The 24,324-nt window shown below is 67.9% G+C and carries 23 protein-coding genes; 17 read left to right on the top strand and 6 right to left on the bottom strand.

Annotation, left to right across the window (positions count from 1 at the left end; genetic code table 11):
• The first annotated feature begins 39 nt into the window (after window positions 1-39).
• The 11 genes from ABNQ39_RS27890 to ABNQ39_RS27840 all read left to right on the top strand — a co-directional run bounded on the left by ABNQ39_RS27890 (window position 40) and on the right by ABNQ39_RS27840 (window position 12,593).
• Complete coding sequence (locus ABNQ39_RS27890) at window positions 40-1,554, top strand: sugar ABC transporter ATP-binding protein (RefSeq protein WP_376964642.1); 1,515 nt, start codon at window positions 40-42, stop codon at window positions 1,552-1,554.
• 10 nt (window positions 1,555-1,564) lie between these two features.
• On the top strand, window positions 1,565-2,539 hold the full coding sequence (locus ABNQ39_RS27885) for an ABC transporter permease (RefSeq protein WP_376964640.1): 975 nt from the start codon (window positions 1,565-1,567) through the stop codon (window positions 2,537-2,539).
• 24 nt (window positions 2,540-2,563) lie between these two features.
• Entirely contained in the window at window positions 2,564-3,556 is a 993-nt protein-coding gene (locus ABNQ39_RS27880) for a substrate-binding domain-containing protein (protein ID WP_376964638.1), read from the top strand.
• A gap of 102 nt (window positions 3,557-3,658) precedes the next feature.
• On the top strand, window positions 3,659-4,726 hold the full coding sequence (locus ABNQ39_RS27875) for a sugar phosphate isomerase/epimerase family protein (protein WP_376964636.1): 1,068 nt from the start codon (window positions 3,659-3,661) through the stop codon (window positions 4,724-4,726).
• Window positions 4,723-5,895, top strand: a complete 1,173-nt coding sequence (locus tag ABNQ39_RS27870; RefSeq protein ID WP_376964634.1) for a Gfo/Idh/MocA family protein — start codon at window positions 4,723-4,725, stop codon at window positions 5,893-5,895. Before ABNQ39_RS27875 ends, ABNQ39_RS27870 begins: the two co-directional genes overlap by 4 nt.
• A 211-nt stretch (window positions 5,896-6,106) precedes the next feature.
• Entirely contained in the window at window positions 6,107-7,102 is a 996-nt protein-coding gene (locus ABNQ39_RS27865) for an alpha/beta fold hydrolase (RefSeq protein WP_428846418.1), read from the top strand.
• 157 nt (window positions 7,103-7,259) lie between these two features.
• Window positions 7,260-7,946: a hydrolase gene (locus ABNQ39_RS27860; protein WP_376964632.1), complete on the top strand. Its 687-nt coding sequence runs from the start codon at window positions 7,260-7,262 to the stop codon at window positions 7,944-7,946.
• Window positions 7,947-8,025: 79 nt separating this feature from the next.
• Entirely contained in the window at window positions 8,026-8,292 is a 267-nt protein-coding gene (locus tag ABNQ39_RS27855; RefSeq protein ID WP_376964630.1) for a XapX domain-containing protein, read from the top strand.
• Between the two features lie 119 nt (window positions 8,293-8,411).
• Window positions 8,412-10,301, top strand: a complete 1,890-nt coding sequence (locus ABNQ39_RS27850) for an amidohydrolase (protein WP_376964628.1) — start codon at window positions 8,412-8,414, stop codon at window positions 10,299-10,301.
• Between the two features lie 181 nt (window positions 10,302-10,482).
• A complete protein-coding gene (locus tag ABNQ39_RS27845; protein WP_376964626.1) occupies window positions 10,483-10,929 on the top strand; it encodes a DoxX family protein in 447 nt (148 codons plus the stop codon).
• A gap of 59 nt (window positions 10,930-10,988) precedes the next feature.
• Window positions 10,989-12,593, top strand: a complete 1,605-nt coding sequence (locus tag ABNQ39_RS27840; protein WP_376964624.1) for a Na+/H+ antiporter — start codon at window positions 10,989-10,991, stop codon at window positions 12,591-12,593.
• Window positions 12,594-12,708: 115 nt separating this feature from the next.
• Here ABNQ39_RS27840 and ABNQ39_RS27835 read toward each other — a convergent pair whose 3' ends face one another.
• Entirely contained in the window at window positions 12,709-13,779 is a 1,071-nt protein-coding gene (locus ABNQ39_RS27835; protein ID WP_376965051.1) for an ornithine cyclodeaminase, read from the bottom strand.
• A 13-nt stretch (window positions 13,780-13,792) separates the two neighbouring features.
• Window positions 13,793-14,743, bottom strand: a complete 951-nt coding sequence (gene rocF / locus ABNQ39_RS27830) for an arginase (protein ID WP_376964622.1) — start codon at window positions 14,741-14,743, stop codon at window positions 13,793-13,795.
• Window positions 14,744-14,881: 138 nt separating this feature from the next.
• Here rocF and ABNQ39_RS27825 point away from each other — a divergent pair, with 138 nt between their 5' ends.
• The 6 genes from ABNQ39_RS27825 (at window position 14,882) to ABNQ39_RS27800 (ending at window position 19,594) form a co-directional block, all read left to right on the top strand.
• The gene (locus ABNQ39_RS27825) at window positions 14,882-15,325 is read left to right on the top strand and encodes an Lrp/AsnC family transcriptional regulator (RefSeq protein ID WP_098736358.1); all 444 of its coding nucleotides are present in this window, start codon (window positions 14,882-14,884) and stop codon (window positions 15,323-15,325) included.
• A gap of 138 nt (window positions 15,326-15,463) precedes the next feature.
• The gene (locus ABNQ39_RS27820) at window positions 15,464-16,321 is read left to right on the top strand and encodes an ABC transporter ATP-binding protein (protein WP_376964619.1); all 858 of its coding nucleotides are present in this window, start codon (window positions 15,464-15,466) and stop codon (window positions 16,319-16,321) included.
• Window positions 16,322-16,481: 160 nt separating this feature from the next.
• Entirely contained in the window at window positions 16,482-17,321 is an 840-nt protein-coding gene (locus ABNQ39_RS27815) for a transporter substrate-binding domain-containing protein (protein ID WP_376964617.1), read from the top strand.
• Between the two features lie 5 nt (window positions 17,322-17,326).
• The gene (locus ABNQ39_RS27810; protein ID WP_376964615.1) at window positions 17,327-18,043 is read left to right on the top strand and encodes an ABC transporter permease; all 717 of its coding nucleotides are present in this window, start codon (window positions 17,327-17,329) and stop codon (window positions 18,041-18,043) included.
• 2 nt (window positions 18,044-18,045) lie between these two features.
• A complete protein-coding gene (locus tag ABNQ39_RS27805) occupies window positions 18,046-18,735 on the top strand; it encodes an ABC transporter permease (RefSeq protein ID WP_376964613.1) in 690 nt (229 codons plus the stop codon).
• A 64-nt stretch (window positions 18,736-18,799) separates the two neighbouring features.
• Complete coding sequence (locus tag ABNQ39_RS27800; protein WP_376964611.1) at window positions 18,800-19,594, top strand: alpha/beta fold hydrolase; 795 nt, start codon at window positions 18,800-18,802, stop codon at window positions 19,592-19,594.
• On the opposite strand, the gene ABNQ39_RS27795 is transcribed toward ABNQ39_RS27800, so the two are convergent.
• The 4 genes from ABNQ39_RS27795 to ABNQ39_RS27780 form a co-directional block, all read right to left on the bottom strand.
• Window positions 19,581-21,332: an ATP-binding protein gene (locus ABNQ39_RS27795; RefSeq protein WP_376964609.1), complete on the bottom strand. Its 1,752-nt coding sequence runs from the start codon at window positions 21,330-21,332 to the stop codon at window positions 19,581-19,583. The genes ABNQ39_RS27800 and ABNQ39_RS27795 overlap by 14 nt on opposite strands.
• A 19-nt stretch (window positions 21,333-21,351) precedes the next feature.
• Complete coding sequence (locus ABNQ39_RS27790; protein ID WP_376964607.1) at window positions 21,352-21,882, bottom strand: YfiR family protein; 531 nt, start codon at window positions 21,880-21,882, stop codon at window positions 21,352-21,354.
• Between the two features lie 2 nt (window positions 21,883-21,884).
• Window positions 21,885-23,714: a TonB-dependent receptor plug domain-containing protein gene (locus ABNQ39_RS27785; protein WP_376964605.1), complete on the bottom strand. Its 1,830-nt coding sequence runs from the start codon at window positions 23,712-23,714 to the stop codon at window positions 21,885-21,887.
• 203 nt (window positions 23,715-23,917) lie between these two features.
• On the bottom strand, window positions 23,918-24,250 hold the full coding sequence (locus ABNQ39_RS27780) for a DUF1289 domain-containing protein (protein WP_376964603.1): 333 nt from the start codon (window positions 24,248-24,250) through the stop codon (window positions 23,918-23,920).
• Window positions 24,251-24,324 lie beyond the last annotated feature (74 nt).

Here is a 24,324-nt window from a genome sequence, read left to right as displayed (position 1 = left end):
CTTGCGGTTGGTGGAGAGGCCGTCAGGGGGTGCGGAGCCATGAGCCTGCATGTCGCCTTCGACGGCATCACCAAGGAATTCGGACCCGTGCGGGTACTGCACGGCGTCAGTTTCGACCTGCATCCGGGCCGGGTGCATGGGCTGCTGGGCGAGAACGGCGCCGGCAAATCGACGCTGATGAAGATCCTCGCCGGCTATCACGCGCCGACCTCCGGCACGCTCAGCATCGACGGCGAAGCGGTGACCTTCCGGAACTCCCGCGACGCCGAACAGCGCGGCATCGTGCTGATCCATCAGGAACTCAGCCTCGCCGACGACCTCACCGTCGCCCAGAACATGTTCCTCGGCCACGAGATCAAACGCGGCTGGCTGCTCGACGACCGCGCGATGCGTGAGCAGGCGGCCCAGGCCCTGCGCCAAGTCGGCTTCGAGCGCGACCCCGACACCAAGGTCCGCGACCTGATCGTCGCCGAGAAGCAGTTGGTGGAGATCGCCAAGGCCCAGCTGCGCAACGCCCGCCTGCTGATCATGGACGAGCCGACGGCCAGCCTGACGCCGTCGGAATGCGACCGGCTGTTCGGGCTGATCGACCGGCTGCGGCGGGACGGCGTCACCATCGTCTACATCTCCCACAAGCTGGATGAGGTCGAGCGCATCACCGACGAGGTGATCGTGATGCGTGACGGCCGTTTCGTCGCCCGCGCACCCACCGCCGAGACGCCGCGCCAGCGCATGGCGACGCTGATGGTCGGGCGCGAACTGACCGACATGTTCCCGGACAAGCGCATGCCCGCCCTCGGCAAGCCGCTGATGGCGGTGCGCGGCCTGACGGTGCCCGGCTGGGCGGAGGATGTGAGCTTCGACCTCCATCCCGGCGAAATCCTGGGCTTCGCCGGCCTTGTCGGCGCCGGCCGCACCGAGCTGTTCGAGGGCATCCTGGGCCTGCGCCCGCGCAGCGGCGGCACGGTCGAGATCGAAGGCCGCCCGGTGTCCTTGCGCAACCCGCGCGAGGCGATGCGGAACGGCCTGACCTATCTCAGCGAGGACCGCAAGGGCAAGGGCCTGCACGTCGCCATGGGGCTGCGCGACAACCTGACCCTGATGACGCTGCGCCACCATGCCCAGCCGCTGCTGTCGCCGGCCTCGGAGGATCGGGCGCTGGAGCATGCCGTCGCGAATTTCGGCATCCGCGGCAACCCGCAGGGCACGGCGTCGTCGCTGTCCGGCGGCAACCAGCAGAAGCTGGCCATCGCCAAGTTCCTGGAGCCCGACCCGCGCGTCTTCGTGCTGGACGAGCCGACCCGCGGCGTCGATGTCGGCGCCAAGCGGGACATCTATTTCCTGATCGCGCGGCTGGCTGCCGAAGGGCGCGGCGTGATCGTCATTTCATCGGAACTGATCGAACTGATCGGGCTCTGCCACCGGGTGATCGTGATGCGCGGGCGCCGGGTCGCCGCAACCGTGCCCGCCGACCGGCTCAGCGAAGAGGAGTTGATTGCCCATGCCATCGGGACCAACGCCGGCACCGACATCGGCGCCCACGCCCGTCACTGAGGCCGGCACCATGCCCACAGGCAAGCCCGCCCGCCGCGTCGATCCGCACCGCTTCGGCCCGGTCGTCGGGCTGGTGCTGCTGCTGATCGTCGGCACGGCGCTGAACCCGGATTTCGCCACCTGGGACAACATGATGAACGTGCTGACCCGCACGGCCTTCATCGGAATCATCTCCATCGGCATGTGCTTCGTCATCATCTCCGGCGGGATCGACCTGTCGGTGGGGTCGATGGCGGCGCTGATCGCCGGCGGCATGATCCTGCTGATGAATGCGCTGTCCGGATCGGTCGGCTCGCCGGTCGTCGTCGTGGCGCTCGGCATGCTGTTCGCCCTGCTGCTGGGCGGCGGCTTCGGGCTGGCGCACGGCTATCTGATCACACGCGGGCGGATCGAGCCCTTCATCGTCACGCTGGGCACGCTCGGCATCTTCCGCGCCGTGCTAACTTGGCTGGCCGACGGCGGCGCCATCACGCTGGACAACGACCTGTCGGACGCCTACGGCCCGGTCTATTACGGCAGCCTGCTGGGCATTCCGGTGCCGGTCTGGGTCTTCCTGGTGGTGTCGGTCGCCGGTGCCGTCCTGCTGAACCGCACCGCCTTCGGCCGCTATGTCCAGGCCATCGGCTCCAACGAGCAGGTGGCGCGCTTCGCCGCGGTGGATGTCGACCGGGTGAAGCTGCTGACCTACGGGCTGCTCGGCGTCTGCGTCGGCATCGCCACGGTGCTGTATGTGCCGCGCCTGGGCTCCGCCTCCCCCACCACCGGCCTGCTGTGGGAGTTGGAGGCCATCGCCGCGGTGATCGTCGGCGGCACCTCCTTCAAGGGGGGAGAGGGACGGATTGCCGGCACGGTGATCGGTGCGGTTCTGCTGTCGGTGATCAGCAACATCCTGAACCTGACCAGCATCATCAGCGTCTACCTGAACGCGGCGGTGCAGGGCTGCGTCATCATCGCCGTCGCCTTCCTGCAGCGCCGGCGTCCTTAAAAAATCAAGAGGAGGAGAAACGTCATGTCGGAAGTTGCGCGTTATACCCGCCGTCTCGTCCTGGGCGCCGGTGTCGCCATGGCCGCGACGGTCGCCCTCGGTGGCGGCCTCGGCGGCGTCGCCTTCGCGGCGGACACGGTGAAGCTGGGCGTCAGCATCCCGGCCGCCACCCACGGCTTCACCGGCGGCATCGTCTGGTGGGCCAATCAGGCGAAGGCGGAGCTTGAGAAGGCCCATCCCAACCTGAAGATCACCGTCAAGACCGCCAGCGGCGCGCCGGAGCAGGCGAACCAGCTTCAGGATCTGGTGACGGTGACCAAGATCGACTCGCTGGTCATCTTCCCCTTCGAATCCGCCGCCCTGACCCAGCCGGTGCTGCAGGCGAAGAAGAAGAACGTCTACGTCACCGTCGTCGACCGCGGCCTGACCGATCCCAGCGCGCAGGACGCCTACATCGCCGGCGACAACACCGCCTTCGGCCGCATCCCGGCCGAATACATCGCCAAGAAATACAACGGCAAGGCCAACATCGTGGCGCTCCGCGGCATCCCGACCACGCTCGACAACGAGCGCTGGGAGGCCTTCACCGGCGCGCTGAAGCAGTATCCGGACATCAAGATCCTCGACGGCAAATACGCCAACTGGAACCGTGACGACGCCTTCAAGGTGACGCAGGACTTCCTGACCCGCTTCAAGGACATCGACGTCGTCTGGGCCGCCGACGACGACATGGCCTTCGGCGTGCTGAAGGCCATCGAGCAGGCCAAGCGCACCGACATCAAGGAGGTGTTCGGCGGTGCGGGTTCCAAAACGATGGTGAAGACCATCCTCGACGGCTCCAACCCGCTGATCCACGCCGACGTGTCCTATTCGCCGAAGTTCATCTACGACGCCATCAAGATGACCGCCGAGGCGCGTCTGAAGGGCGACAAGCTGCCGGCGACCTACATCATCCCGTCGGCGCTGATCACCAAGGAGAACGCCAAGGAGTTCTACTTCCCGGATTCGCCGTACTGATCCCTGGTTCGTCAGTCCCCCTGACCGTCCCCCTCCCAGCGGGGGAGGGTTAAGGGGGACAGCCGCCAGCCGACACCTCCCGAAAACCGGGGAGCCAGACCCATGAAGACCATCAAAGGCCCGGCGATCTTCCTCGCCCAGTTCGCGGGCGACGCAGCCCCCTTCAACTCGCTGGACGGCATCGCCCGCTGGGCCGCCGGCCTCGGCTTCAAAGGCGTGCAGATCCCCAGCTGGGACCGCCGCCTGTTCGACCTGCACAAGGCCGCGACCAGTCGAACCTACTGCGACGAGATCAGGGGCACGCTGGCCGATGCCGGCGTCGAACTGACCGAGCTGTCGACCCACCTGCAAGGCCAGCTCGTCGCCGTCCACCCTGCCTACGACGCGCTCTATGACGGCTTCGCCCCGGCAGAGGTCCATGGCCGTCCCGACGCCCGGCAGGCCTGGGCGGTAGAGCAGCTGCACCTCGCCGCCAAGGCATCCGCGAACCTCGGCCTCACCGCCCACGCCACCTTCTCCGGCGCGCTGGCTTGGCCCTATCTCTATCCGTGGCCGCAGCGCCCGCCCGGCCTGATCGAGACCGCCTTCGATGAGCTGGCGAAGCGCTGGCGGCCGATCCTCGACGCCTTCGACGAGGCCGGCTGCGACCTCTGCTACGAGATCCATCCCGGCGAGGATCTGTTCGACGGCACCACCTTCCAGATGTTCCTCGACCGGATCGGCGGGCATGAGCGCTGCAACATCCTGTTCGATCCCAGCCACTTCGTCCTGCAACAGCTGGACTATCTCGGCTACATCGACGTGTTCCGCGACCGCATCCGCATGTTCCACGTCAAGGATGCCGAGTTCAATCCGACCCCCTGGCAGGGCGTCTATTCCGGCTATGCGCCGTGGAAGGACCGCGCCGGACGCTTCCGCTCGCTGGGCGACGGGCAGGTCGATTTCAGCGGCATCTTCTCCAAGCTGACCCAGTACGGCTTCGACGGCTGGGCGGTGCTGGAATGGGAATGCTGCATCAAGCATCCGGAACAGGGGGCCGCCGAAGGCGCCCGCTTCATCCAGGACCATATCATCCGCGTCACCGACCGCGCCTTCGACGATTTCGCCGATGCCGGCACTGACGAGGCGGCGAACCGCCGGATTCTCGGTCTGGGGAAAGGGGCATCATGAGCCCGGATCAAACACCCGCTTTCTCCAGACGGCTGAGGCTCGGCATGGTCGGCGGCGGCCAGGGCGCCTTCATCGGCGCGGTCCACCGCATCGCCGCCCGCATCGACGACCGTTACGAGCTGGTGGCCGGCGCCCTGTCCTCCAACCCTGAGCGGGCGCGGGCCAGCGGAGCCGAGCTTTTTCTGGCGCCCGACCGCTGCTACGACGACTTCCACAAGATGGCGGCGGCCGAGGCTGCCCGCGCCGACGGCATCGACGCGGTCGCCATCGTCACGCCGAACCACCTGCATTACCCCGCCGCCAAGGCCTTCCTCGAAGCCGGCATCCACGTCATCTGCGACAAGCCGCTGGTCCACACGGTGGAGGAGGCTGAGGAGCTGGCCGCACTGGTGCGCAGCCGCGGCCTCGTCTTCGTCCTGACCCACAATTACAGCGGCTATCCGATGATCCGGCAGGCGCGCGCCATGGTGGCGTCGGGCATGCTGGGCCGCATCCGGGTGGTCCAGGCCGAATATGCCCAGGACTGGCTGGCGACCGACCTCGAGGCCAGCGGCCAGAAGCAGGCCTCCTGGCGCACCGACCCGGCGCAGAGCGGCATCGCCGGCTGCATCGGCGACATCGGCACCCATGCCTTCCATCTGGCGGAGTTCGTGACCGGCCTCAACTGTACCCACCTTGCCGCCGACCTGTCCGCCTTCGTGCCCGGCCGGCGGCTGGACGACAATGCCCACATCATGATGCGCTTCGACGGCGGCGCCCGCGGCATGCTGTGGGCCAGCCAGGTCTCCCCCGGCACCACCAACGGCCTGCGCCTGCGCATCTTCGGTGAGGCCGGCGGGCTGGAGTGGCAGCAGGAGCAGCCCAACGAGCTGCGCTTCACCCCGCTGGGTGAGCCGACCCGCACCCTGCTGCGCGCCGGTGCCGGCAGCCTGCCGGCGGCAAGCGGCATCTCCCGCACCCCGGCCGGCCATCCGGAGGGTTATCTGGAAGGCTTCGCGCAAATCTATCGCGACGCCGCCGACCGCATCGCCGCCAGCATCGACGGCCGCCCGGCCCCTGCCGACGTGCCGCTGCCGACAGTGGAGGATGGGGTGCGCGGCGTGCGCTTCATCCATGGCGCCGTCGAGTCCAGCCGCCGCGACGCCGCCTGGGTGTCGTTGGCGGGATAGTACCCTCTCCCGCCTCGGGAGAGGGTACTATCCCTACGAAAAGCCGGTCCTCCTGTACGGGGACCGGCTTTTTCGCGTTTACGGTGCGGGATGCGCAGAACCGGCAAAAGCCGTTCCGAAGAGGCAATCCCCCGCCCGGCCATTTCCCTAACATCCGTTCACCAAGACAGCCGGCGCCGGTCCTGCCGGCCCGGCCCCGAACGGACTTCGCATGACCACCCAGGATTTTCATCCGTCCCGCCGGACGGTCCTTTCCGGCAGCGCCGCCCTTGCCGTCGGGGGCAGCGGCTTGCTGACCGCGGTCGCCGGCACCGCCGTCGCCGCCGAAAAGACGGCCACCCGCCCAGACCAGACCAAAGGAACGAAACCCATGCTCCAGGGCAGCCACGTCACCACCAAGGACGGCGTCCAGATCTACGTCAAGCAGTGGGGTCCGCAAACCGGCCAGCCGGTGGTCTTCAGCCATGGCTGGCCGCTGACCGGCGACGCCTTCGAAGACCAGATGATGTTCCTGGCCCAGCACGGCTACCGCACCATCGCCCATGACCGCCGCGGCCATGGCCGGTCGTCGCAGCCGGGCTTCGGCAACGATCTCGACCATTACGCCGACGATCTGGCCGCGGTGACCGAGGCGCTGGACCTGAAGAACGCCGTCCATGTCGGCCATTCCACCGGCGGCGGCGAGGTCGCCCGTTACATCGGCCGCCACGGCGTGTCGCGCGTCGCCAAGGCGGTGCTGATCGGCGCCATCACACCGATCATGGTCAAGACCGGCTGGAACCCGGACGGCGTGCCGCTGGAGGTCTTCGATGGCATCCGCGCCAGCGTGAAGGCCGACCGCTCGCAGTTCTTCAAGGACCTGACCACCCCCTTCTACGGCTACAACCGGCCGGGCGCCAAGGTCTCGCAGGGCGTCATCGACAGCTTCTGGCTTCAGGGCATGATGGGCGGCCTTCAGGCCGAATATGAGTGCATCAAGGCCTTCTCCGAGACCGACCAGCGCGACGATCTGAAGAAGATGATCGTCCCGACGCTGGTCCTGCACGGTGACGACGATCAGGTCGTCCCGCTCGCCACCACCGGCAAGGCCGCCGCGGCGATGCTGCCGAAGGGCACCCTCAAGGTCGTTCCCGGCGGGTCGCACGGCATGTGCACCACGCAGAAGGACCTCGTGAACGAGGAACTGCTGGCCTTCATCCGCGCCTGACCGGCCTGCGGGACATTGTCCTTAAATTTGCAACAATCATATTCCAACCTATCTGATTGTCCCGAATAGCCGCCCCATGCCATTGTCCCTTCAGACGGCGGCGCCGACGAAAACGGCAGCCAACCCCTTAAAAATCCATACGGAACAGGAAACGATCATGACCTTCAACGCCAAGTCGCTCATCAACGCCGACGACACCGTCTTCATCTTCATCGATCACCAGCCGCAGATGTCCTTCGGCGTGGTCAACATCGACCGCCAGCAGCTGAAGAACAACACCATCGCGCTCGCCAAGACCGCCAAGCTGTTCGGCGCCTCGACCATCGTGACCGCCGTGGAGACCGAGAGCTTCTCCGGCTACATCTGGCCGGAACTGATGGACGTGCTGAAGCAGGACCCCATCGAGCGCACCTCGATGAACAGCTGGGACTCCGAAGAGCTGGTGGCCGCCGTCAAGGCGACCGGCAAGAAGAAGCTGGTCATCGCCGCGCTGTGGACCGAAGCCTGCCTGCTCTACCCGACCCTGTGCGCCATTGAGGAAGGCTTCGAGGTCTACATCGTCACCGATTGCTCGGGCGGCACCTCCAAGGAGGCCCATGACGCCGCGGTCCGCCGCATGGAACAGGCCGGCGCCCATTCCATCACCGCGGTCAACGTCCTCTTGGAAATCCAGCGCGATTGGGCCAAGCGCGAGAGCTACGACGGCGTGATGACCATCGTCCGCGAGCATTTCGGCGCGTACGGCATGGGCGTCGATTACGCCTACACCATGGTCCACAAGGCCCCGCAGCGCGGCGAATTCCCGCACAAGGTGGTCGGCGGCCTCAAGCACGAGCACGCCTGATCCCTGCCTGCATGCCTTGCCGGCGCCCGGTTCCGACCGGGCGCCGGCCCCCATTCCAGAAAGCGGGAGAGCGGACCCCATGATGCCCTATCTTCTTTCGGGCGGTGCCGGCATCCTGGTCGGCGTCATCTATGCGCTGCTTGGGGTCCGTTCCCCGGCGCCGCCGACCATCGCCCTGATCGGTTTGCTCGGCATACTGGTCGGCGAACAGGTGGTGCCCGTCGTCAAGCGGCTGGTGGCCGGCGAGCCGGTGCTCGCCTTCATCCAGACCGACTGCGCCCGCCATGTGCTGGGGCCGCATGCCGGGGCTGAGACGCCGCCGGCTGCCAAGGAAGACAAGGCGTGACGCCTCCCCCCATCGATCGCCCCATTGATCGTCGCAAGGCGATGGCGGGAACCGCCGCCGCTTCCCTGCTAGCATCGCCGCTGCTGTCCACCCTCGCGTCCAGACCCGGGAATGCCGCCATGCCGAACACTGCCGCCCCGAATCAAGCCGCCGGCGATCTGATCCTCGTCAACGCCAAGGTCACCACGCTCGACCGCGCCAACCCGCAGGCCAGCGCCATCGCCATCCGCGACGGCCGCTTCCTCGCCGTCGGCACGGAGGCGGAGGTGCGCGCCGCGGCTCCCCAGGCGACGGTGATCGACGCCAAGGGCCGGCGGGTGATTCCCGGGCTGATCGACAGCCACATGCACATCATCCGCGGCGGCCTGAACTACAACATGGAGCTGCGCTGGGACGGCGTGCCGAGCCTCGCCGACGCCATGGCGATGCTGAAGCAGCAGGCAGCCATCACCCCGGCACCGCAGTGGGTCCGCGTCGTCGGTGGCTTCACCGAGCACCAGTTCGCCGAGAAGCGCCTGCCGACCATCGAGGAGCTGAACGCCGCTGCCCCCGACACGCCGGTCTTCATCCTGCATCTCTACGACCGCGCCCTGCTGAACGCCGCGGCCCTGCGTGCCGTCGGCTACACCAAGGACACGCCGAACCCGCCCGGCGGCGAGATCGTGCGCGACGCCGCCGGCAACCCGACCGGCCTGCTGCTGGCCCAGCCCAACGCGACGATCCTCTATTCGACGCTGGCCAAGGGGCCGAAGCTGCCGCCCGAGTATCAGTTGAACTCGACCCGCCATTTCATGCGCGAGATGAACCGGCTGGGCGTGACCGGGGTGATCGATGCCGGCGGCGGCTTCCAGAATTATCCCGACGATTACGCCATCGTCGAAAAGCTGCATGCCGACGGCGAGCTGACCCTGCGCATCAGCTACAACCTGTTCACCCAGAAGCCGAAGGAGGAGTTGGCCGACTTCGCCGGCTGGGCGTCGAAGGTGAAGCCGGGAGACGGCGACGACCGCTACCGCCACAACGGCGCCGGCGAGATGCTGGTCTATTCCGCCGCCGATTTCGAGGATTTCCGCGTCGCCCGCCCGGACATGCCGCCCAACATGGAAGGCGATCTGGAGCCGGTGATCCGCCTCTTGGCCGAGAACCGCTGGCCCTGGCGCCTGCACGCCACCTATGACCAGACGATCAGCCGCGCGCTCGACGTGTTCGAGAAGGTCAACCGCGACGTTCCCTTCGACGGGCTGCACTGGTTCTTCGACCATGCCGAGACGATCAGCGACCGCAACATCGACCGCATCGCCGCACTCGGCGGCGGCATCGCCGTCCAGCACCGCATGGCCTATCAGGGCGAATATTTCGTCGAGCGCTATGGCGCCAAGGCGGCGGAGCGGACCCCGCCCATCGCCAAGATGATGGCGGCCGGCCTGCCGGTCGGCGGCGGCACCGACGCCACCCGCGTCGCCAGCTACAACCCCTGGGTCTCGCTGTCCTGGCTGGTGACCGGCCGGACGGTGGGCGGCCTCAGCCTCTATCCGCGCGCCAATTTGCTGGACCGCGAGACGGCGCTGCGGCTGTGGACCGAGGCCAACACCTGGTTCTCCAACGAGCAGGGCAAGAAGGGCCAGATCAAGGCCGGACAGCTCGCCGACCTCGCCGTGCTGTCCGACGACTTCTTCTCGGTGCCGGAGGACCGCATCGTCCACCTGACCTCCGTCCTGACCATGCTCGGCGGTGCGGTGGTGCATGGCGAAGGCGATTACGGCCCGCTGGCGCCGCAGTTGCCCAAGCCGATGCCGGACTGGTCGCCGGTGCGCACCTTCGGCGGCTACTACAAGTCGGCCGACGCCGGTGCGAACAGCCAGCGTCAGGCGCTGGCCTCCGCCTGCGGCTGTGCCACCGGCTGCGGCGTCCATGGCCACGACCACGCCGCCGCTTACGCCGCCGACGTGCCGGCCGCCGACGTGCAATCCTTCTGGGGTGCGCTCGGCTGCGGCTGCTGGGCGGTTTGATCCCACCCTTCCCGAAGCAAGTTCCCTCTCCCCTCCGGGGAGAGGGTCAGGGTGAGGGGGTAGCACAGGCGCAGCCTGTGCCAGGGGATTGCCAAGGGGCAGCATGCCCCTTGGTGGTGCGCGAAGCGCGCCCTCCCCCTCACGATTTTGCGTTCCCCCAAAACCGAAACGGTCCCTCGCCATGACCCTCCGCTCCTTCGAACGTCCGGCGGACCGCATCGTCGACCGCATCCTCGACTGGGACGGCACATGGCTGCTGGCCCGGCTGGCCCTGGTCGGCGCCTACCTCCTCGGCGGTTTGGTCAAGCTCACCGACTGGCCGGGCGCCGTCGCCGAGCAGGCGCATTTCGGCCTCACCCCGCCGGCACTCTGGGCAGCCCTGACCATCCTGGTCGAGCTGGTCGGCCCGCTGCTGATCCTGCTGGACCGTGCACTGTGGCTGGGTGCCGGCGCGCTCGGCGTCTTCACCGTCCTGGCCGCCCTGATCGCCAATGATTTCTGGACGATGGCCGGACCGGAGCGCTTCATGGCGACCAACGCCTTCTTCGAACATATCGGGCTGGTCGGCGGCTTCGCGCTTGCCGCAATCGTCTCGCGGATGCGCCGCCGCTTGGGCATAAACCGGTAAGCGAAGGAAAGCGCCCCGGCCTCATCACCCTCCACGACAACAGCACAGCGGACCCCAGCATGTCGCCATCCGGTCAGTTCGAACTCGTCCTCGGCCTGATGGCGGCGATCATCGTGCTGGAACTTGCGGCCAAGCGCCTGCGCATGCCGCCCTCGGCCGTGCTGGTGCTGGGCGGCATCGCGCTCGCCCTGATCCCCGGCCTGCCGGAGATCACGCCCGATCCAGATCTGACCCTGCTGCTGTTCCTGCCGCCGCTGCTGTTCGCCAGCGCCTATTTCACGGTGTGGAGCGATTTCCGCGCCAATTTGCGCATCATCATCCAGCTTGCGGTGGGGGCTGTCGCCTTCACCACGCTGGCGGTCGGGGTGGCCGCCCATCTGGTGATGCCGTCGCTGCCCTGGGCGGCCTGCTTCACGCTGGGCGCCATCCTGTCGCCGCCCGACGCCGTTGCCGCCAAGGCGGCGCTGAAGGGACTGCCGCTGCCGCCGCGCATCGTCACCCTGCTGGAGGGCGAAAGCCTGGTGAACGACGCCACCGGGCTGGTTCTGTTCCGCATCGCCATCGCCGCAGGGATGACCGGCACCTTCGAGGCCGGCCACGCCTCGCTGGAGTTCCTGTGGCTCGCCATCGGCGGTGTTGCGGCCGGCGTGGTCTTCGGCCACATCGCGGCACTGCTGCTTGGTCGCCTGCGCGACGTGCCGCTCAGCATCGTCGGCGGTTTCCTCGCCGCCTGGGGCAGCTATCTGGGCGGCGAGGCGCTGGAGGTGTCGGGCGTGCTCGCCACCGTCGGCTGCGGTCTGGTGATGGGCCGGCGCCAGCACGACCTGTTCACCGCGCAGCTGCGCACCCACGCCAACGCGGTGTGGGCGGTGGCGGTGTTCCTCATGGAATCGATGGTCTTCATCATCATCGGCCTGTCGCTGCGCGGCGTGCTGGGCCGGCTGGAGGCCGCCGGCACCGGCCTGACCGACCTGCTGCCGATGATCGTCGCCGTCACCCTGGCGATGATCCTGTCGCGCTTCGCCTGGCTCTTCCCCTCGACCTACCTGCCCCGCTTCCTGTTCCCAAGCCTGCGGCGGCGCGATCCCTACCCGTCGGTGGCGGTGCCGGTGATCATGGGCTGGGCGGCGATCCGCGGCGTGGTCAGCCTTGCCGTCGCCCTGTCGGTGCCGGTGGAGTTTCCCGGCCGCGACATCATTCTGGCGACCACCTGGGCGGTGATCCTGGTGTCGATCCTGGGGCAGGCGACCACGCTCGCCCCGCTGATCCGCAGGATGCGGCTGGGCGGCTTCACGCTGGAGCGGCGCCCAACCCTGTCGGAATCCGAAGCCCGCATCCGCATGGCCCGCGCGGCGCTGGACGCGGTGCGCGAGCGTTCGGGGACGGCCGACGGACGGCAGCGCCACCCCCGCCTGCTCGAACAGTACGGCCACCGCGCGACGATGGCTGAGCGCTTCCATGAGAGCGAAGGCATGCTGACGGAGGACCGGCGCGAGCATTTCGCCGCCATCCTGGCCGCCAACCGCGCCGCCCGCACGGAGATCCTCGACCTGCACCGCGGCGGCCGCATCCACGACACGGTGCTGCACCGTCTGGAGGCGGAGCTGGACCTTGAGGAACTCAGCGCCGAACAGGCGCTGGCGGAGGGGGAGGCTGCGGGGTAAAGCGCCTCTCCCCCTAGAGTCTGTCCGATGCTTATTGAAGCATTAGACAGACTCTAAGCATTTGGTTTTCCGTGTGATTCACGCTTCAAGCGATTGCGCTTGAACCGATCACACTCTAGGCAGCCTCGCCCACCGGGGCCGGCTTGGCCGCGCGCAGGATCATGCCGAACAGGTCGCGCGGCTCGTCCGGATCGGCCAGCATGTCCAGATTCTCGAAGAATCCCGTCCCCGCCACCTTGTCGCGGACATAGCGCAGGGCGGAGAAATCCTCCGTCGCGAAGCCGACCGAATCGAACAGCGTGATCTGCCGCGCGTCGCGCCGCCCCACCGCCTGCCCGGCCATCACCGTCCACAGCTCCGTCACCGGATGGTCGGGAGCGAGCTGCTGGATTTCGCCCTCGATCCGCGTCTGCGGCGGATATTCGACGAAGATGTCCGACCGCAGCAGGATGTCGCGGTGCAGCTCCGTCTTACCGGGGCAGTCGCCACCGACCGCGTTGATGTGCACCCCGGCCCCGACCATGTTGTCGGTCAGGATGGTGGCGTACTGCTTGTCGGCGGTGACGGTGGTGATGATCTGCGCACCCTCCACCGCCTCTTCGGTCGATTTGCAGGCGGTGATCTCGAAGCCCTGGTCGCGCAAGTTGCGCACGCATTTCTGCGTCGCCGCCGGGTCGATGTCGTAGAGCCGCAGTTTCCGGATGCCCAGCAGCGCCTTGAAGGCCAGCGCCTGGAATTCCGCCTGCGCCCCGTTGCCGATGATCGCCATGCAGGCAGCATCCTTCGGCGCCAGATGCTTGGCCGCGACGGCGGAGGTCGCGGCGGTGCGCAGCGCCGTCAGGATGGTCATCTCCGTCATCAGCACGGGATAGCCGTTGCCGACATCGGCCAGCACGCCGAAGGCGGTCACGGTCTGCCGCCCCTCCCGCGTGTTCTTCGGATGGCCGTTGACGTACTTGAAGCCATAGGTCCGGCCGTCGCTGGTCGGCATCAGCTCGATCACGCCCTCCGCACTGTGCGAGGCGACCCGTGGCGTCTTGTCGAAGCTCTCCCAGCGGCGGAAATCCTCCTCGACATAGGCCGACAGCTCGGTCAGGAAGCGCTCCACGCCGATGTGCAGCACCAGCTTCATCATATGGTCGACGCTGACGAAGGGAACGAGATTCAGGTTCGGGATCATGGTCAGACGCTCCATTCGCTCAGAAGCTACGGGTGGGGTAATCGAGGACGCGGCGCCCCATCAGGCTCGCCAGCAGTTCCACCATCAAGGTCGCGGTGCGGCCGCGCTCGTCCAGGAAGGGGTTCAGCTCGACCAGATCGACGCTGCTGACCAGACCGGTGTCGTGCAGCATCTCCATGATCAGATGGGCCTCGCGGAAGGTGGCGCCGCCGGGAACCATGGTGCCGACGCCGGGGGCGATGCCGGGGTCGAGGAAATCCACGTCCAGGCTGACATGCAGCAGCCCGTCCGCCTCCACCACCCGCTCCAGGAACGGGCGCAGCAGGGCGACGATGCCGTGCTCATCGATCTTGCGCATGTCATGAACGGTGATGCCCGAGGTCTCCAGCGCCCGCCGTTCGGCCGGATCGACGCTGCGGATGCCCATCATGCAGACATTGTGCGGGTCGAGCCGTGCCGGCGGCGGCGGGAAATAGCCGTCGAAACCGGCCAGCCCGGTGGCGTAGGCCATCGGCACGCCATGCAGGTTGCCGCTCTCCGTCGTCTCCAGCGTGTGGAAATCCGGATGCGCATCCAGCCACAGCACGAACAGCGGGCGCCGCATCCCGGCGGCGCGCTGCGCCAGCCCGGTCAGGGTGCCGGCGGCAAGGCTGTGGTCGCCGCCCAGGAAGATCGGCATGGCATCCTGTCCGGCGCTCGCCTCGTAGGCCACCTGGGTCAGCGCCGCGGTCCAGCCGGCCACTTCCGGCAGGAACTTCAGCGCGGCGTTGCCATGCACCGGCGGCCGCTGCGGCAGCGGCGCCACGTTGCCCAGGTCGGTCACGCTGTGGCCCAGGTCCGACAACGCCTTGGCGATGCCGGCGGTGCGGTAGGCGCTGGGTCCCATTTCGCAGCCAAGCCGGCCCGCCCCATCCTGCACCGGCACGCCGACCAGCCGGCACTGCTTCGTTTTGGTCTTGTGGTAGGACATTGTTTGGTCTCTTGCCTGTTCCTCTCACCAGCAAACCACAGGCCTCCGGCGGAACGGACAGGGCAATTTGACAAATGTCGCCAATCCACCTACCAAACTGAACAGCCAAGCTTGCCAGAATGTTGGAGTGCCTCACCCATGACGCTCGACCAGCTCGACGAGAAGCTCATCACATTGCTGCGCCATGACGGCCGCCGCAGCATTTCCGACCTCGCCATCGAACTCGGCGTCTCGCGGGCGACGGTCCGGTCGCGGATGGAGCGGCTGGAAAGCTCCGGCATCATCACCGGCTACACGGTGATCCTGCGCGCCGACACGGTGGAGGCGCCGGTGCGCGGCATCATGCTGATCGAAGTCGAGGGACAGGCCACCGACCGGGTGGTCCGCACGCTCAGCGGCTTCCCCGAAATCATGGAGATCCACAGCACCAACGGACGCTGGGACCTGATCGTCGAGCTGTCGGCCGGCAGCCTGCCGGAGTTCGACGGGGTGCTGCGCCGCATCCGCCTGATCCCCGGCATCACCACCAGCGAAACCAACCTGCTGCTGAACACCCCGCGCAGCACCCGTGCCCGGCTCTAGCCGGTATATGACTTGCCAATCCGCGCAGTCCAGGCTTCCATTCTGGCAAGTTCGGCCGAGTCTTCTGTCACTTTTTCCTCTTCCGGCCGCCGTCTGCTTCGCTGATGCTCCGCCCCACCAACGAATTCGGGACGCCGCATGGACCAGCATCGCATCGCCACCGATCCTATCGCCACCGTCGGCCGGAACCGCCCGGCCCACCGCCACCCTCCCTCCAATCCCACCGCCACGGTCGCCGTCCAGGCGGACGGCCTGCACAAGCGGTTCGGATCGCTGGAGGTGCTGAAGGGCGTGTCGCTGACCGCCCGCGAAGGCGACGTCATCACGCTGATCGGCTCTTCGGGGTCCGGCAAGAGCACGTTGTTGCGCTGCATCAACATGCTGGAAGTCCCCGACGAAGGGCGCGTCACCATCTGCGGCGAGACCATCGCGATGAAGACGGCGCGCGGGCGGACCCTGCCGGCCAATTCCCGTCAGGTCGACCGCATCCGCACCAGCCTCGGCATGGTGTTCCAGAACTTCAACCTCTGGAGCCACATGACCGTTCTGGAGAACGTGATCGAGGCGCCGGTCCATGTGCTGGGCGTGCCGAAGGGCGAGGCCATCGACCTCGCGCGCAGCCTGCTGGACAAGGTCGGCATCCTGGGCAAGGCCGATTGCTACCCGATCCAGCTGTCGGGCGGCCAGCAGCAGCGCGCCGCCATCGCCCGCGCCCTTGCCATGCAGCCCAAGGTGATGCTGTTCGACGAGCCGACCTCGGCGCTCGATCCCGAACTGGTCGGCGAGGTGCTGCGCGTCATCCGCCAGCTGGCCGATGAGGGCCGCACCATGATCCTGGTGACGCACGAGATGGACTTCGCCCGCGAGGTCTCCTCCAAGGTCGTCTTCCTCCACCAGGGCCGCATCGAGGAGGAAGGGGCGCCCGACAGGGTGCTGACCAATCCCGAATCCGACCGCGTGCGCCAGTTCCTGTCCCGCCATCTTTCTGCCGCGTGACTCTGCCGCCCAAAGGGGGGTGCGCCACACAAGCGCAGGCTTCCCGGCTTTCGCGGCGATGACGGCCGGCGGACGCCTGTGCCAAAGTCCGCCGTTCCGCGGCCGGCACGGATCGCAAGAGCCGGACCCGAGCGGACAAACGAAAACAGGATACCAACCAATGAAGAAGATCCTTTTGGCCCTGGTGCTGGGCGCCCTGGCCGCCGGCAGCGCCGTTCCGGCGATGGCGAAGGATGCAAAGAAAATCCGCATCGCGTCGGAAGGCGCCTTCGCGCCGTGGAACGGCATGGATTCGTCGGGCAAGCTGGTCGGCTTCGAAATCGACCTCGCCTGGGACCTGTGCAAGCGCATCGAGGCCGACTGCGAGCTGGTCGCCATGGATTGGGACGGCATGATCCCGTCGCTGCAACAGGGCAAGATCGACGCCATCATGGCCGGCATGACCATCACCGACGAGCGCAAGAAGGTCATCGCCTTCGCCGGCCCCTACGGCACCGAACAATCCACCTTCGCCACCCTGAAATCCTCCAAGCTGGCCGGTGCCGGCGTCGGCGCCGAGCGTGTCGATCTCGCCGACGAGGCTGCTGCCAAGCCGGCAATCGCCAAGCTGGCGGAGCTGCTGAAGGGCAAGACGGTGGGCGTCCAGACCTCGACCATCCAGGTCGATTTCCTGGAGAAGTATCTGCCGGACGTGACCGTGCGCAACTACGACAAGATCGACAACGCCGCCATCGATCTGGCCGCCGGCCGCGTCGATGCGATCTTCGGCGACCGTTCGCCGGTCGAGGCGCTGATGCGCGCCGCGGGCACCGACAGGATGACGCTGTTCGGCCCGGCGATGACGCGCGGCGTGCTGGGCGAAGGCATGGGCGTCGGCCTGCGCAAGGCCGATGCGGAGCTGAAGGGCCGTCTCGACAAGGCCATCGCCGATGCCAACAAGGACGGCACCATCGCGACCCTGAGCCAGAAGCATTTCGGCTACGACGTTTCGGTGCGGTGATCGCAATGCTGGACCTCCTCGATTCCGGGCTCACCTCCGGGCTGCACGGCTGGGGGCCGCAGCTCCTGTCCGGGACGGCGATGACCGTCGCGGTCGCGCTGTCGTCCTTCCTGCTGGGCCTCGCCTTCGGCACCGCCGGCGCCGCCGCCAAGCTCAGCGACAGCCTGGTGTTGAGGGGTCTGGCGGAGCTTTACACCACCGCAGTGCGCGGCGTGCCCGAACTGCTGGTGATCTACCTGCTGTTCTTCGGCGGTTCGGGCATGATCATGGCGGTGGCCGGGATCTTCGGCTACGGCGGCCTCATCGAGCTGAACGCCTTCTCCATCGGCGTCGCCGCCGTCGGCCTGATCTCCGGCGCCTATTCGACCGAGGTCATCCGCGGCGCCGTCAAGTCTGTGCCCTACGGCCAGATCGAGGCGGCGCGGGCCTGCGGCATGGGGCGCTGGCGCATCCTGCGCCGGGTTCTGGTGCCGCAGACCCTGCGCTTCGCCCTGCCCGGACTCGGCAATGTCTGGCAGCTGACGCTGAAGGACACCGCCCTCATCTCCGTCACCGCCCTGGCCGAGATCATGCGCGTCGCCCACACCGCCGCCGGCTCCACCCGGCAATCCTTCCTGTTCTACAGCGTCGCCGCGCTGCTGTACCTCGCGCTGACCACCGTCTCGACGACGGCGTTCCAGCGGGCCGAGCGCTATGCCAGCCGCGGCGTGCGGAGGGCCTGACGATGAACTGGACCCTGATGTGGGACAGCCTGCCGCGCCTGCTGGCGGCCCTGCCCCTGACCTTGCAGCTGGTGACGCTGGCGCTCGCCTTCGGGGCCGTTCTGGCCTTCGCCACCGCCCTTCTGCGCCTGTCCGGCAACCGGGTGGCGGTGGCGCTGACCTCGGCCTACACCTTCATTTTCCGCGGCACGCCGCTGCTGGTGCAGATCTTCCTGATCTATTACGGCCTCAGCCAGATCGACCTCATCCGCGACAGTTTCCTCTGGCCCATCCTCAGCCAGCCGATGTGGTGCGCCATCCTGGCGCTGGCGCTCAACACCGGTGCTTACACCTCCGAGATCCTGCGCGGCGCCATCGAGACGGTGCCGCAGGGTCAGGTGGAGGCGGCGCGGGCCTGCGGCATGTCGCGGGTGCGGCTGTTCCGCCGCATCGTCCTGCCGGTGGCGATCCGCCAGATGCTGCCGGCCTACGGCAACGAGGTGATTTTGATGGTGAAGGCCAGCTCGCTCGCCAGCACCATCACGATGATGGAGATCACCGGCGTCGCGCGGCGGATGATTGCCCAGACCTTCGCCGTCTTCGAGATCTTCATCGTCGCCGGCATCCTCTACCTGCTGATCAACTTCGTCGCCACCCGCCTGATCAAGCACGCGGAATGGCGCATGACTCCCTATCTGCGGGCGCGGGCCTGACGCGCGGCATCCATGCTATCCTGCCGTCCGGCTTCGACTGCACCAGCAACAGCAACCGGACACCATGACCACCGCCGTCAGCGACCAAGACCGCCTGTTACCCACCTCCACCGGCGCAGGCTTCGGCCGTCTTTACGTGAAGGATTGGACGCCCTCCCCGGCCGGCGGGCTGCCGCCGATCCTGCTGTTCCACGATTCGCTCGGCTGCGTCGATCTCTGGCGCAGCTTCCCGGCCTGCCTTGCCGCCGCGACCGCAAGGCGGGTGATCGCCTATGACCGGCTGGGCTTCGGCCGCTCCGATCCCCACCCCGGCACCCTGCCCCGCGATTTCGTCGCCGCGGAGGCGCGGGACACCGTCCCCCTCCTGCTCGACGGTTTCGGCATCGGCGATTTCGTCGTCTGCGGCCACAGCGTCGGCGGCGGCATGGCGGTGGAGACGGCGGCGCGCTTCCCCTCCCGCTGCCGCGCGCTGGTGACCATCGCAGCGCAGGCCTTCGTCGAGGAGCGCACGCTCGACGGCGTCCGCGAGGCCAGGCAAGGCTTCCAGGATCCGGCCCAACTGGCCCGTCTGGCAAGATACCAGGGCGACAAGGCGCGCTGGACGGTCGATGCCTGGACCGAAAACTGGCTGTCCCCCGCCTTTGCCGACTGGACCCTGGACGCCGCCCTGGCCGATGTCCGCTGCCCGGTTCTGGCTCTGCATGGCGACCGCGACGAATACGGATCGGTCGAGCACCCGGCCCGCATCGCCGCCGGACGCGGAACCGTCCACCTCCTGCCCGACACCGGCCACGTCCCGCACCGCGAATGCGAGGAGGCGGTGGTCGAGGCGATCCGCGAATTCCTCAGCGAACCCTGACGCCCGCCCCGTCTGCCCCCAGCGCCGCCTCCAGCAGCTCCGCAAGCTCCCCGATCCGGTAGGGTTTCGGCAGCACCCGCACCCCTTCGGTCCGGGCGATGTCCTCGCTGTAGCCGGTGGTCAGCACCACCGGGAGGCCGGGGCGCAGGCGCCGGGCGGTGTGGGCCAGATCGATGCCGTTCATCGCCCCCGGCATCACCACGTCGCTGAACAGGATGTCGATCCGCAGGGCGCGGTCATTCAACAGCCCCAGCGCCTCCTCGGCATTGCCGGCGCGCAGAACGGCATAGCCCATCTCGTCGAGCGCCGCCGCCACCATGCTGCCGACGATGGGGTCGTCCTCGACCAGCAGCAGGCGCCGGCCGGCCCCGCGCGCGGTGTCCAAGGACCGCTCCTTCGCGGGTGCGGCCACCGGCTTGACCGTCCGCGGCAGGAACAGCGAGACGGCGGTGCCCTGGCCGGGCGCGCTGTCGATCTCCACCCGGCCCGACGACTGGCGGGTAAAGCCATACACCTGCGCCAGCCCGAGGCCGGAGCCCTTGCCGACCTCCTTGGTGGTGAAGAAGGGTTCGAAGACGCGCGCCTTCACCTCCGCCTCCATCCCGGTGCCGGTGTCGCTAACCGTCACCTGCACGAGATCGCCGCTTGCCCCGTCCGCCGGCCGGTTGCGGGCGGTGACGCGCAGCCGTCCGCCTTCGGGCATGGCATCGCGCGCATTGACGGCGAGGTTCAGGATCGCCAGCTCGAACTGGGTCGGATCGACCTCCACCGGCCACAGCCCCGGCTCCACCTGCGTCTCCAGCGTGATGTCGGCGCGGATGGCGCGGGTCAGCAGGTCGGCCATGCCCAGCAGCCGGTCTCGGACATCCATCGGCTCCGGCCGCAGGGTCTGGCGGCGGGCGAAGGCCATCAGCTGCTGCACCAGCTTGGCGCCGCGGTCGATGGCCTGCTGCCCGGTCTCCAGCAGCGGCTGGATCGACGGCTCCTTCGCCCGCCGCCCGACCAGTTGGAGGCAGCTGGACAGCGCCTGGAGCAGGTTGTTGAAATCGTGGGCGATGCCGCCGGTCAGCTGGCCCATCGCCTCCATCTTCTGGCTCTGGCGCAGGGCGGCCTCGACCTTCTCGCGCTCGGCGATTTCGGCGTTGAGCGCCCTGTTGGCGGCGGAGAGGTCGCGCGCCCGTTCCTCCAGATCGTGGTTCGCCCGCGTCAGCGCCGCCTGCGCAGCACCCAGCACCAGCACGATCAGCAAAGTCATCGCCAGCAGCAGCGCCATGCCGACATAGCGTTCGGCCCGGCGGACGAAGGGCTCCAGCTCCGTGCGCAGGGACACGCTGCCGATGCGGTGCCCGTCCTGCATCACCGGCACGTTGACGGTCAGGGTGTCGTCGTCGAAATGATGGCCCGGCGGCTCGGCCATCGCAGGCACCGGCTTCATTCCAGGCGCGGTGTAGGCGGCGAACAGGGTGCCGCCGGCGTCATAGATACCGGCGGCCTCGAACTCGGGGCTGGCCGACAAGGCCGTCAGATACTCACCGGCGGTGGGCCTGTCGTTGAAGCTCAGCGCCGCGGTGGTGGTGGTGGCCAGGATGCGGGTCTGCACCTCCACGTCGCCGACCTTCTCCTCGCGATAGGCGGTTTCGCTGGCGACCGCCATAAGACCGCCGGCAATCAGCAGCACGGCCATGGCCAGCACAGTCAGGCGCGGCGTGTGCCGCCAGAATCCGGCCAGATCGGTCACGTTCCGCTCTCCTGCTTCCTCATGGCCGCACCGACAGGCTCATCAGCTTGGAACTGACCGCCAGCCGGTTGCCCTGGGCCGCCGCCGCATCGATGACGAAACGGACCCGGTCCTCCTGCAACACGAAGGTGATAACCGCCCCGGCAGCCGATCCACCCGGCGCATCGGCATCGCTGACCGTCAGAACGGGCTCGCCGCGCAGCCGGTCCATCGCCATTGTCCCATACAGCAGATGGCAGCCCGACCCTTTTTCGAACTGCGGCCGGCGCATCAGTTCGATCGGCCGGCCGCCGGCGCTCTGTCCGGCGACGGCCCGGTCCAGCACGTCGCCGAACGGGTCCGGCCCTTCCACGCAGAGGCGGAACGGGCTGTCCGCCGCGGCGAAGGCGCCCGGCGGCCAAGCGACGAAGGCGATGAATTTGTAGAGGAAGGTCGCCTTCACCGCCGCTTCCAGCGGCTCTGCCGATGCAATCGACACCGGCGCGCCTGCCAGCACCAGCAGCAGGCTCAGCGCCAGCGGACTGCACCAGCGGAGGGTTCGTTCCTCCATGCTCAAAACCCCGCCCGCATGCGCGCGTACACGCTCCGTCCGATGGCGCGCGGCGTGGTGCTGGACGGGTCGTAGGCTTCCAGATGCCGGGCATGCAGCAGATTCTGGCCGAACAGCGACAGTTCCAGCGCCGGGGTGACGTGCCAGCCCAGATGCAGGTCGGCCTCGGTATAGGCCGGGACGTTCGACACCGCGACCCGGCCGACCCGGCGCAGGGTGGCGTCGAACTCCACCTCCGGCGTCAGGTTCATCTGCGACCGCACTTGAAGCTGATAGGCCGGATCCTGGCCGGCGGCCTGGAAGTTGGAGAGATCGGTCGCCCCCGGCTTCAACCGCAGGTTCTTGTGCAGCCAGTTGGCGCCGGCATGCAGGGTCCACCAGCTGGTCAAGCCATAGCTGCCCCAGCCTTCGACGCCGTAGATGTTTCCCTCCATATCGTTGCGCAGCATGACCGGCAGGCCGCCGTCGGTAAGGCTGGTGGTGCGCAGGTCGTCATAGACATTGTAGAAGGCGGACAGCGCCACCCGGCTGTTCGCCACGGGCCGGCCGCGATAGCCGACCTCATAGGCCACCAGCCGCTCCGACTGGAAATCGGGCGAGGGCGCCAGGACACCGGCCCCCGACAGCTCGCGGTCGACGCGCGACGGCGTGCGCACCGACCGGCTGACCGCCGTCCACAGCATGTGGTCGTCCGACAGCCGCCAAGCGAGCCGCAGGTTGGGCAGGATGTCGAAGCCGGAATAGCTGTTGTATTCCACCTTCATCCCGACCGTCAGCTTCAGCTTCGGCGCCAGCGTAACCTCGTCCTGGGCGAACAGGCTGCCCAGCGAGATCGTCGCATCATCCTCCGGGAAACCGAGGGACACCCGCGAGCGGAAGGCCGACTGCCACACGCGGTACTGCGCGCCCCAGACCAGCTGGTGCCGGCTGCCCAGCGCCACATTGTGCTGGGCCTGGACGTCGACGGTCTCCAGACGGTCGGTCGCGACCGCATAATCGCGGGTCTGCTGGTCGTAGTAGGCCTGCAACTGCACCGACGATCCGTTGTCCAGCCTGTGCGTCCACCGCCCGAGCAGGTTCCCGCCATGCAGCGAGGTGTCGAGCCACTCCGTATGGTTGTGGAACAGATCGCCTTGCAGGGTGTAGGAGGCCGCGCCGTCCGCCGCGGTGCCATCCAGCCGGAACCCGGCCTGGGAGCCGTCGAAGGCGTCGGTGGTTATGTCGCCCGGCACCGCCGCGAAGCTGCTGCGCCGGTCGAAGCCGGTCAGATAGCCGCGCAACGCCAGTCCGCCATCCGCGGCCTTGACGCCATAGCGCAGGGTGCCGTTCCGCTCGCCGGAGCCGCCGCCGACCTCGGCGAAACCGCCCTGGCTGTCCGCGGCCGGCCGGGTGATGACGTTGACGACGCCGTTGACCGCATTGGCGCCCCACAGCGTGCCGCCGGGGCCGCTGACCACCTCGATCCGCTCGATCTCCGACAGCGGGACGTTGATCGCTTCCCAGAAGACGGTGGAGGCGACCGGCGAATAGACGCTGCGGCCATCGACCATCACCTGAAGCTTGTTGGCGGCCTCCGGCGAGTTGAAGCCGCGCGCGGAGATCGTATATCCGGCAGTGTTCAGCCGGGCGACCTCCAGATTGGGCGCCAGCCGCAGCGCTTCGGGCAGGCTGGTGGCGCCGGAGCGCCGGATGTCGTCGGCCGTGATGACATAGACCGCCGCCGCCGCGTCGCTCAACCGCTCCGGACGCTTGGAAATGGAGGTGACCTTGATCGTCCCCAGCTCCTCGAGCGACAGGGTCGACAGATCCTCGACCGTCTGGGCCGTCGCCACATAGGGACTTAAGACCAGAGACAGCGTCAGGAGGGCGCCCAGCCTGCGGGCGGGACCAATGGCTCCCCCGGTTCTCTCGCACCGGCTTTCACGACGGAGGGCTGCCCATGGCATCGACGCTTGGTTGCTCTGTTCAGTGTCTGCACGAACGAGCTTTATAGCAGTCCTGAGCGTGGCATCCCGCTAGGCGGAACGGCCGAACTCTACCTAGAGCGTTCGGACGTCTGACCAGGACGGTCGACCAGTTGGCCCCGGCCTACCCGATCACGCTCCTCCCGCAGCAGGGCGAGTTTCGCCTCCAGCTTGCCGATCTTCCTGTCGAGCTTGCGCAGCCGCTTGCGCGGCGCCTTTTCCCCGGCCAATCCGGCTTCGCTGCCCTGCCGGGAGTTGTCCGCGATCCTGGCATTGACCGCCGCCTTGGCAGCATCGCTCAGCCGCTTCCACCCCTTCACCTCCGCCTTGGTGCGGTGACAGCCCAGGCAGTTGCCGTCGCCGCCGAAACGGCAGAGGCCGATGCACGGGTTCCCGCTGTCCATTTTCGCTGTCCTGTCGCTCTGCTTTCCGCTCAAGGGGGCCTGCCACATGGTCGTCTCCGGTCGACGACAATGTG

Source organism: Azospirillum sp. A26, from assembly GCF_042604635.1.
GTDB lineage: Bacteria > Pseudomonadota > Alphaproteobacteria > Azospirillales > Azospirillaceae > Azospirillum > Azospirillum palustre.
Note: the sequence above shows the minus strand (reverse complement) of the source record. Positions and strands in the feature narration are given on the sequence as shown.

Coding starts and splice junctions, on each gene's coding strand:
- ABNQ39_RS27890 (WP_376964642.1), top strand. CDS start 40: ATGAGCCTGCATGTCGCCTTCGACGGCATCACCAAGGAATTCGGACCC.
- ABNQ39_RS27885 (WP_376964640.1), top strand. CDS start 1,565: ATGCCCACAGGCAAGCCCGCCCGCCGCGTCGATCCGCACCGCTTCGGC.
- ABNQ39_RS27880 (WP_376964638.1), top strand. CDS start 2,564: ATGTCGGAAGTTGCGCGTTATACCCGCCGTCTCGTCCTGGGCGCCGGT.
- ABNQ39_RS27875 (WP_376964636.1), top strand. CDS start 3,659: ATGAAGACCATCAAAGGCCCGGCGATCTTCCTCGCCCAGTTCGCGGGC.
- ABNQ39_RS27870 (WP_376964634.1), top strand. CDS start 4,723: ATGAGCCCGGATCAAACACCCGCTTTCTCCAGACGGCTGAGGCTCGGC.
- ABNQ39_RS27865 (WP_428846418.1), top strand. CDS start 6,107: ATGACCACCCAGGATTTTCATCCGTCCCGCCGGACGGTCCTTTCCGGC.
- ABNQ39_RS27860 (WP_376964632.1), top strand. CDS start 7,260: ATGACCTTCAACGCCAAGTCGCTCATCAACGCCGACGACACCGTCTTC.
- ABNQ39_RS27855 (WP_376964630.1), top strand. CDS start 8,026: ATGATGCCCTATCTTCTTTCGGGCGGTGCCGGCATCCTGGTCGGCGTC.
- ABNQ39_RS27850 (WP_376964628.1), top strand. CDS start 8,412: ATGCCGAACACTGCCGCCCCGAATCAAGCCGCCGGCGATCTGATCCTC.
- ABNQ39_RS27845 (WP_376964626.1), top strand. CDS start 10,483: ATGACCCTCCGCTCCTTCGAACGTCCGGCGGACCGCATCGTCGACCGC.
- ABNQ39_RS27840 (WP_376964624.1), top strand. CDS start 10,989: ATGTCGCCATCCGGTCAGTTCGAACTCGTCCTCGGCCTGATGGCGGCG.
- rocF (WP_376964622.1), bottom strand. CDS start 14,743: ATGTCCTACCACAAGACCAAAACGAAGCAGTGCCGGCTGGTCGGCGTG.
- ABNQ39_RS27825 (WP_098736358.1), top strand. CDS start 14,882: ATGACGCTCGACCAGCTCGACGAGAAGCTCATCACATTGCTGCGCCAT.
- ABNQ39_RS27820 (WP_376964619.1), top strand. CDS start 15,464: ATGGACCAGCATCGCATCGCCACCGATCCTATCGCCACCGTCGGCCGG.
- ABNQ39_RS27815 (WP_376964617.1), top strand. CDS start 16,482: ATGAAGAAGATCCTTTTGGCCCTGGTGCTGGGCGCCCTGGCCGCCGGC.
- ABNQ39_RS27810 (WP_376964615.1), top strand. CDS start 17,327: ATGCTGGACCTCCTCGATTCCGGGCTCACCTCCGGGCTGCACGGCTGG.
- ABNQ39_RS27805 (WP_376964613.1), top strand. CDS start 18,046: ATGAACTGGACCCTGATGTGGGACAGCCTGCCGCGCCTGCTGGCGGCC.
- ABNQ39_RS27800 (WP_376964611.1), top strand. CDS start 18,800: ATGACCACCGCCGTCAGCGACCAAGACCGCCTGTTACCCACCTCCACC.
- ABNQ39_RS27790 (WP_376964607.1), bottom strand. CDS start 21,882: ATGGAGGAACGAACCCTCCGCTGGTGCAGTCCGCTGGCGCTGAGCCTG.
- ABNQ39_RS27780 (WP_376964603.1), bottom strand. CDS start 24,250: ATGGACAGCGGGAACCCGTGCATCGGCCTCTGCCGTTTCGGCGGCGAC.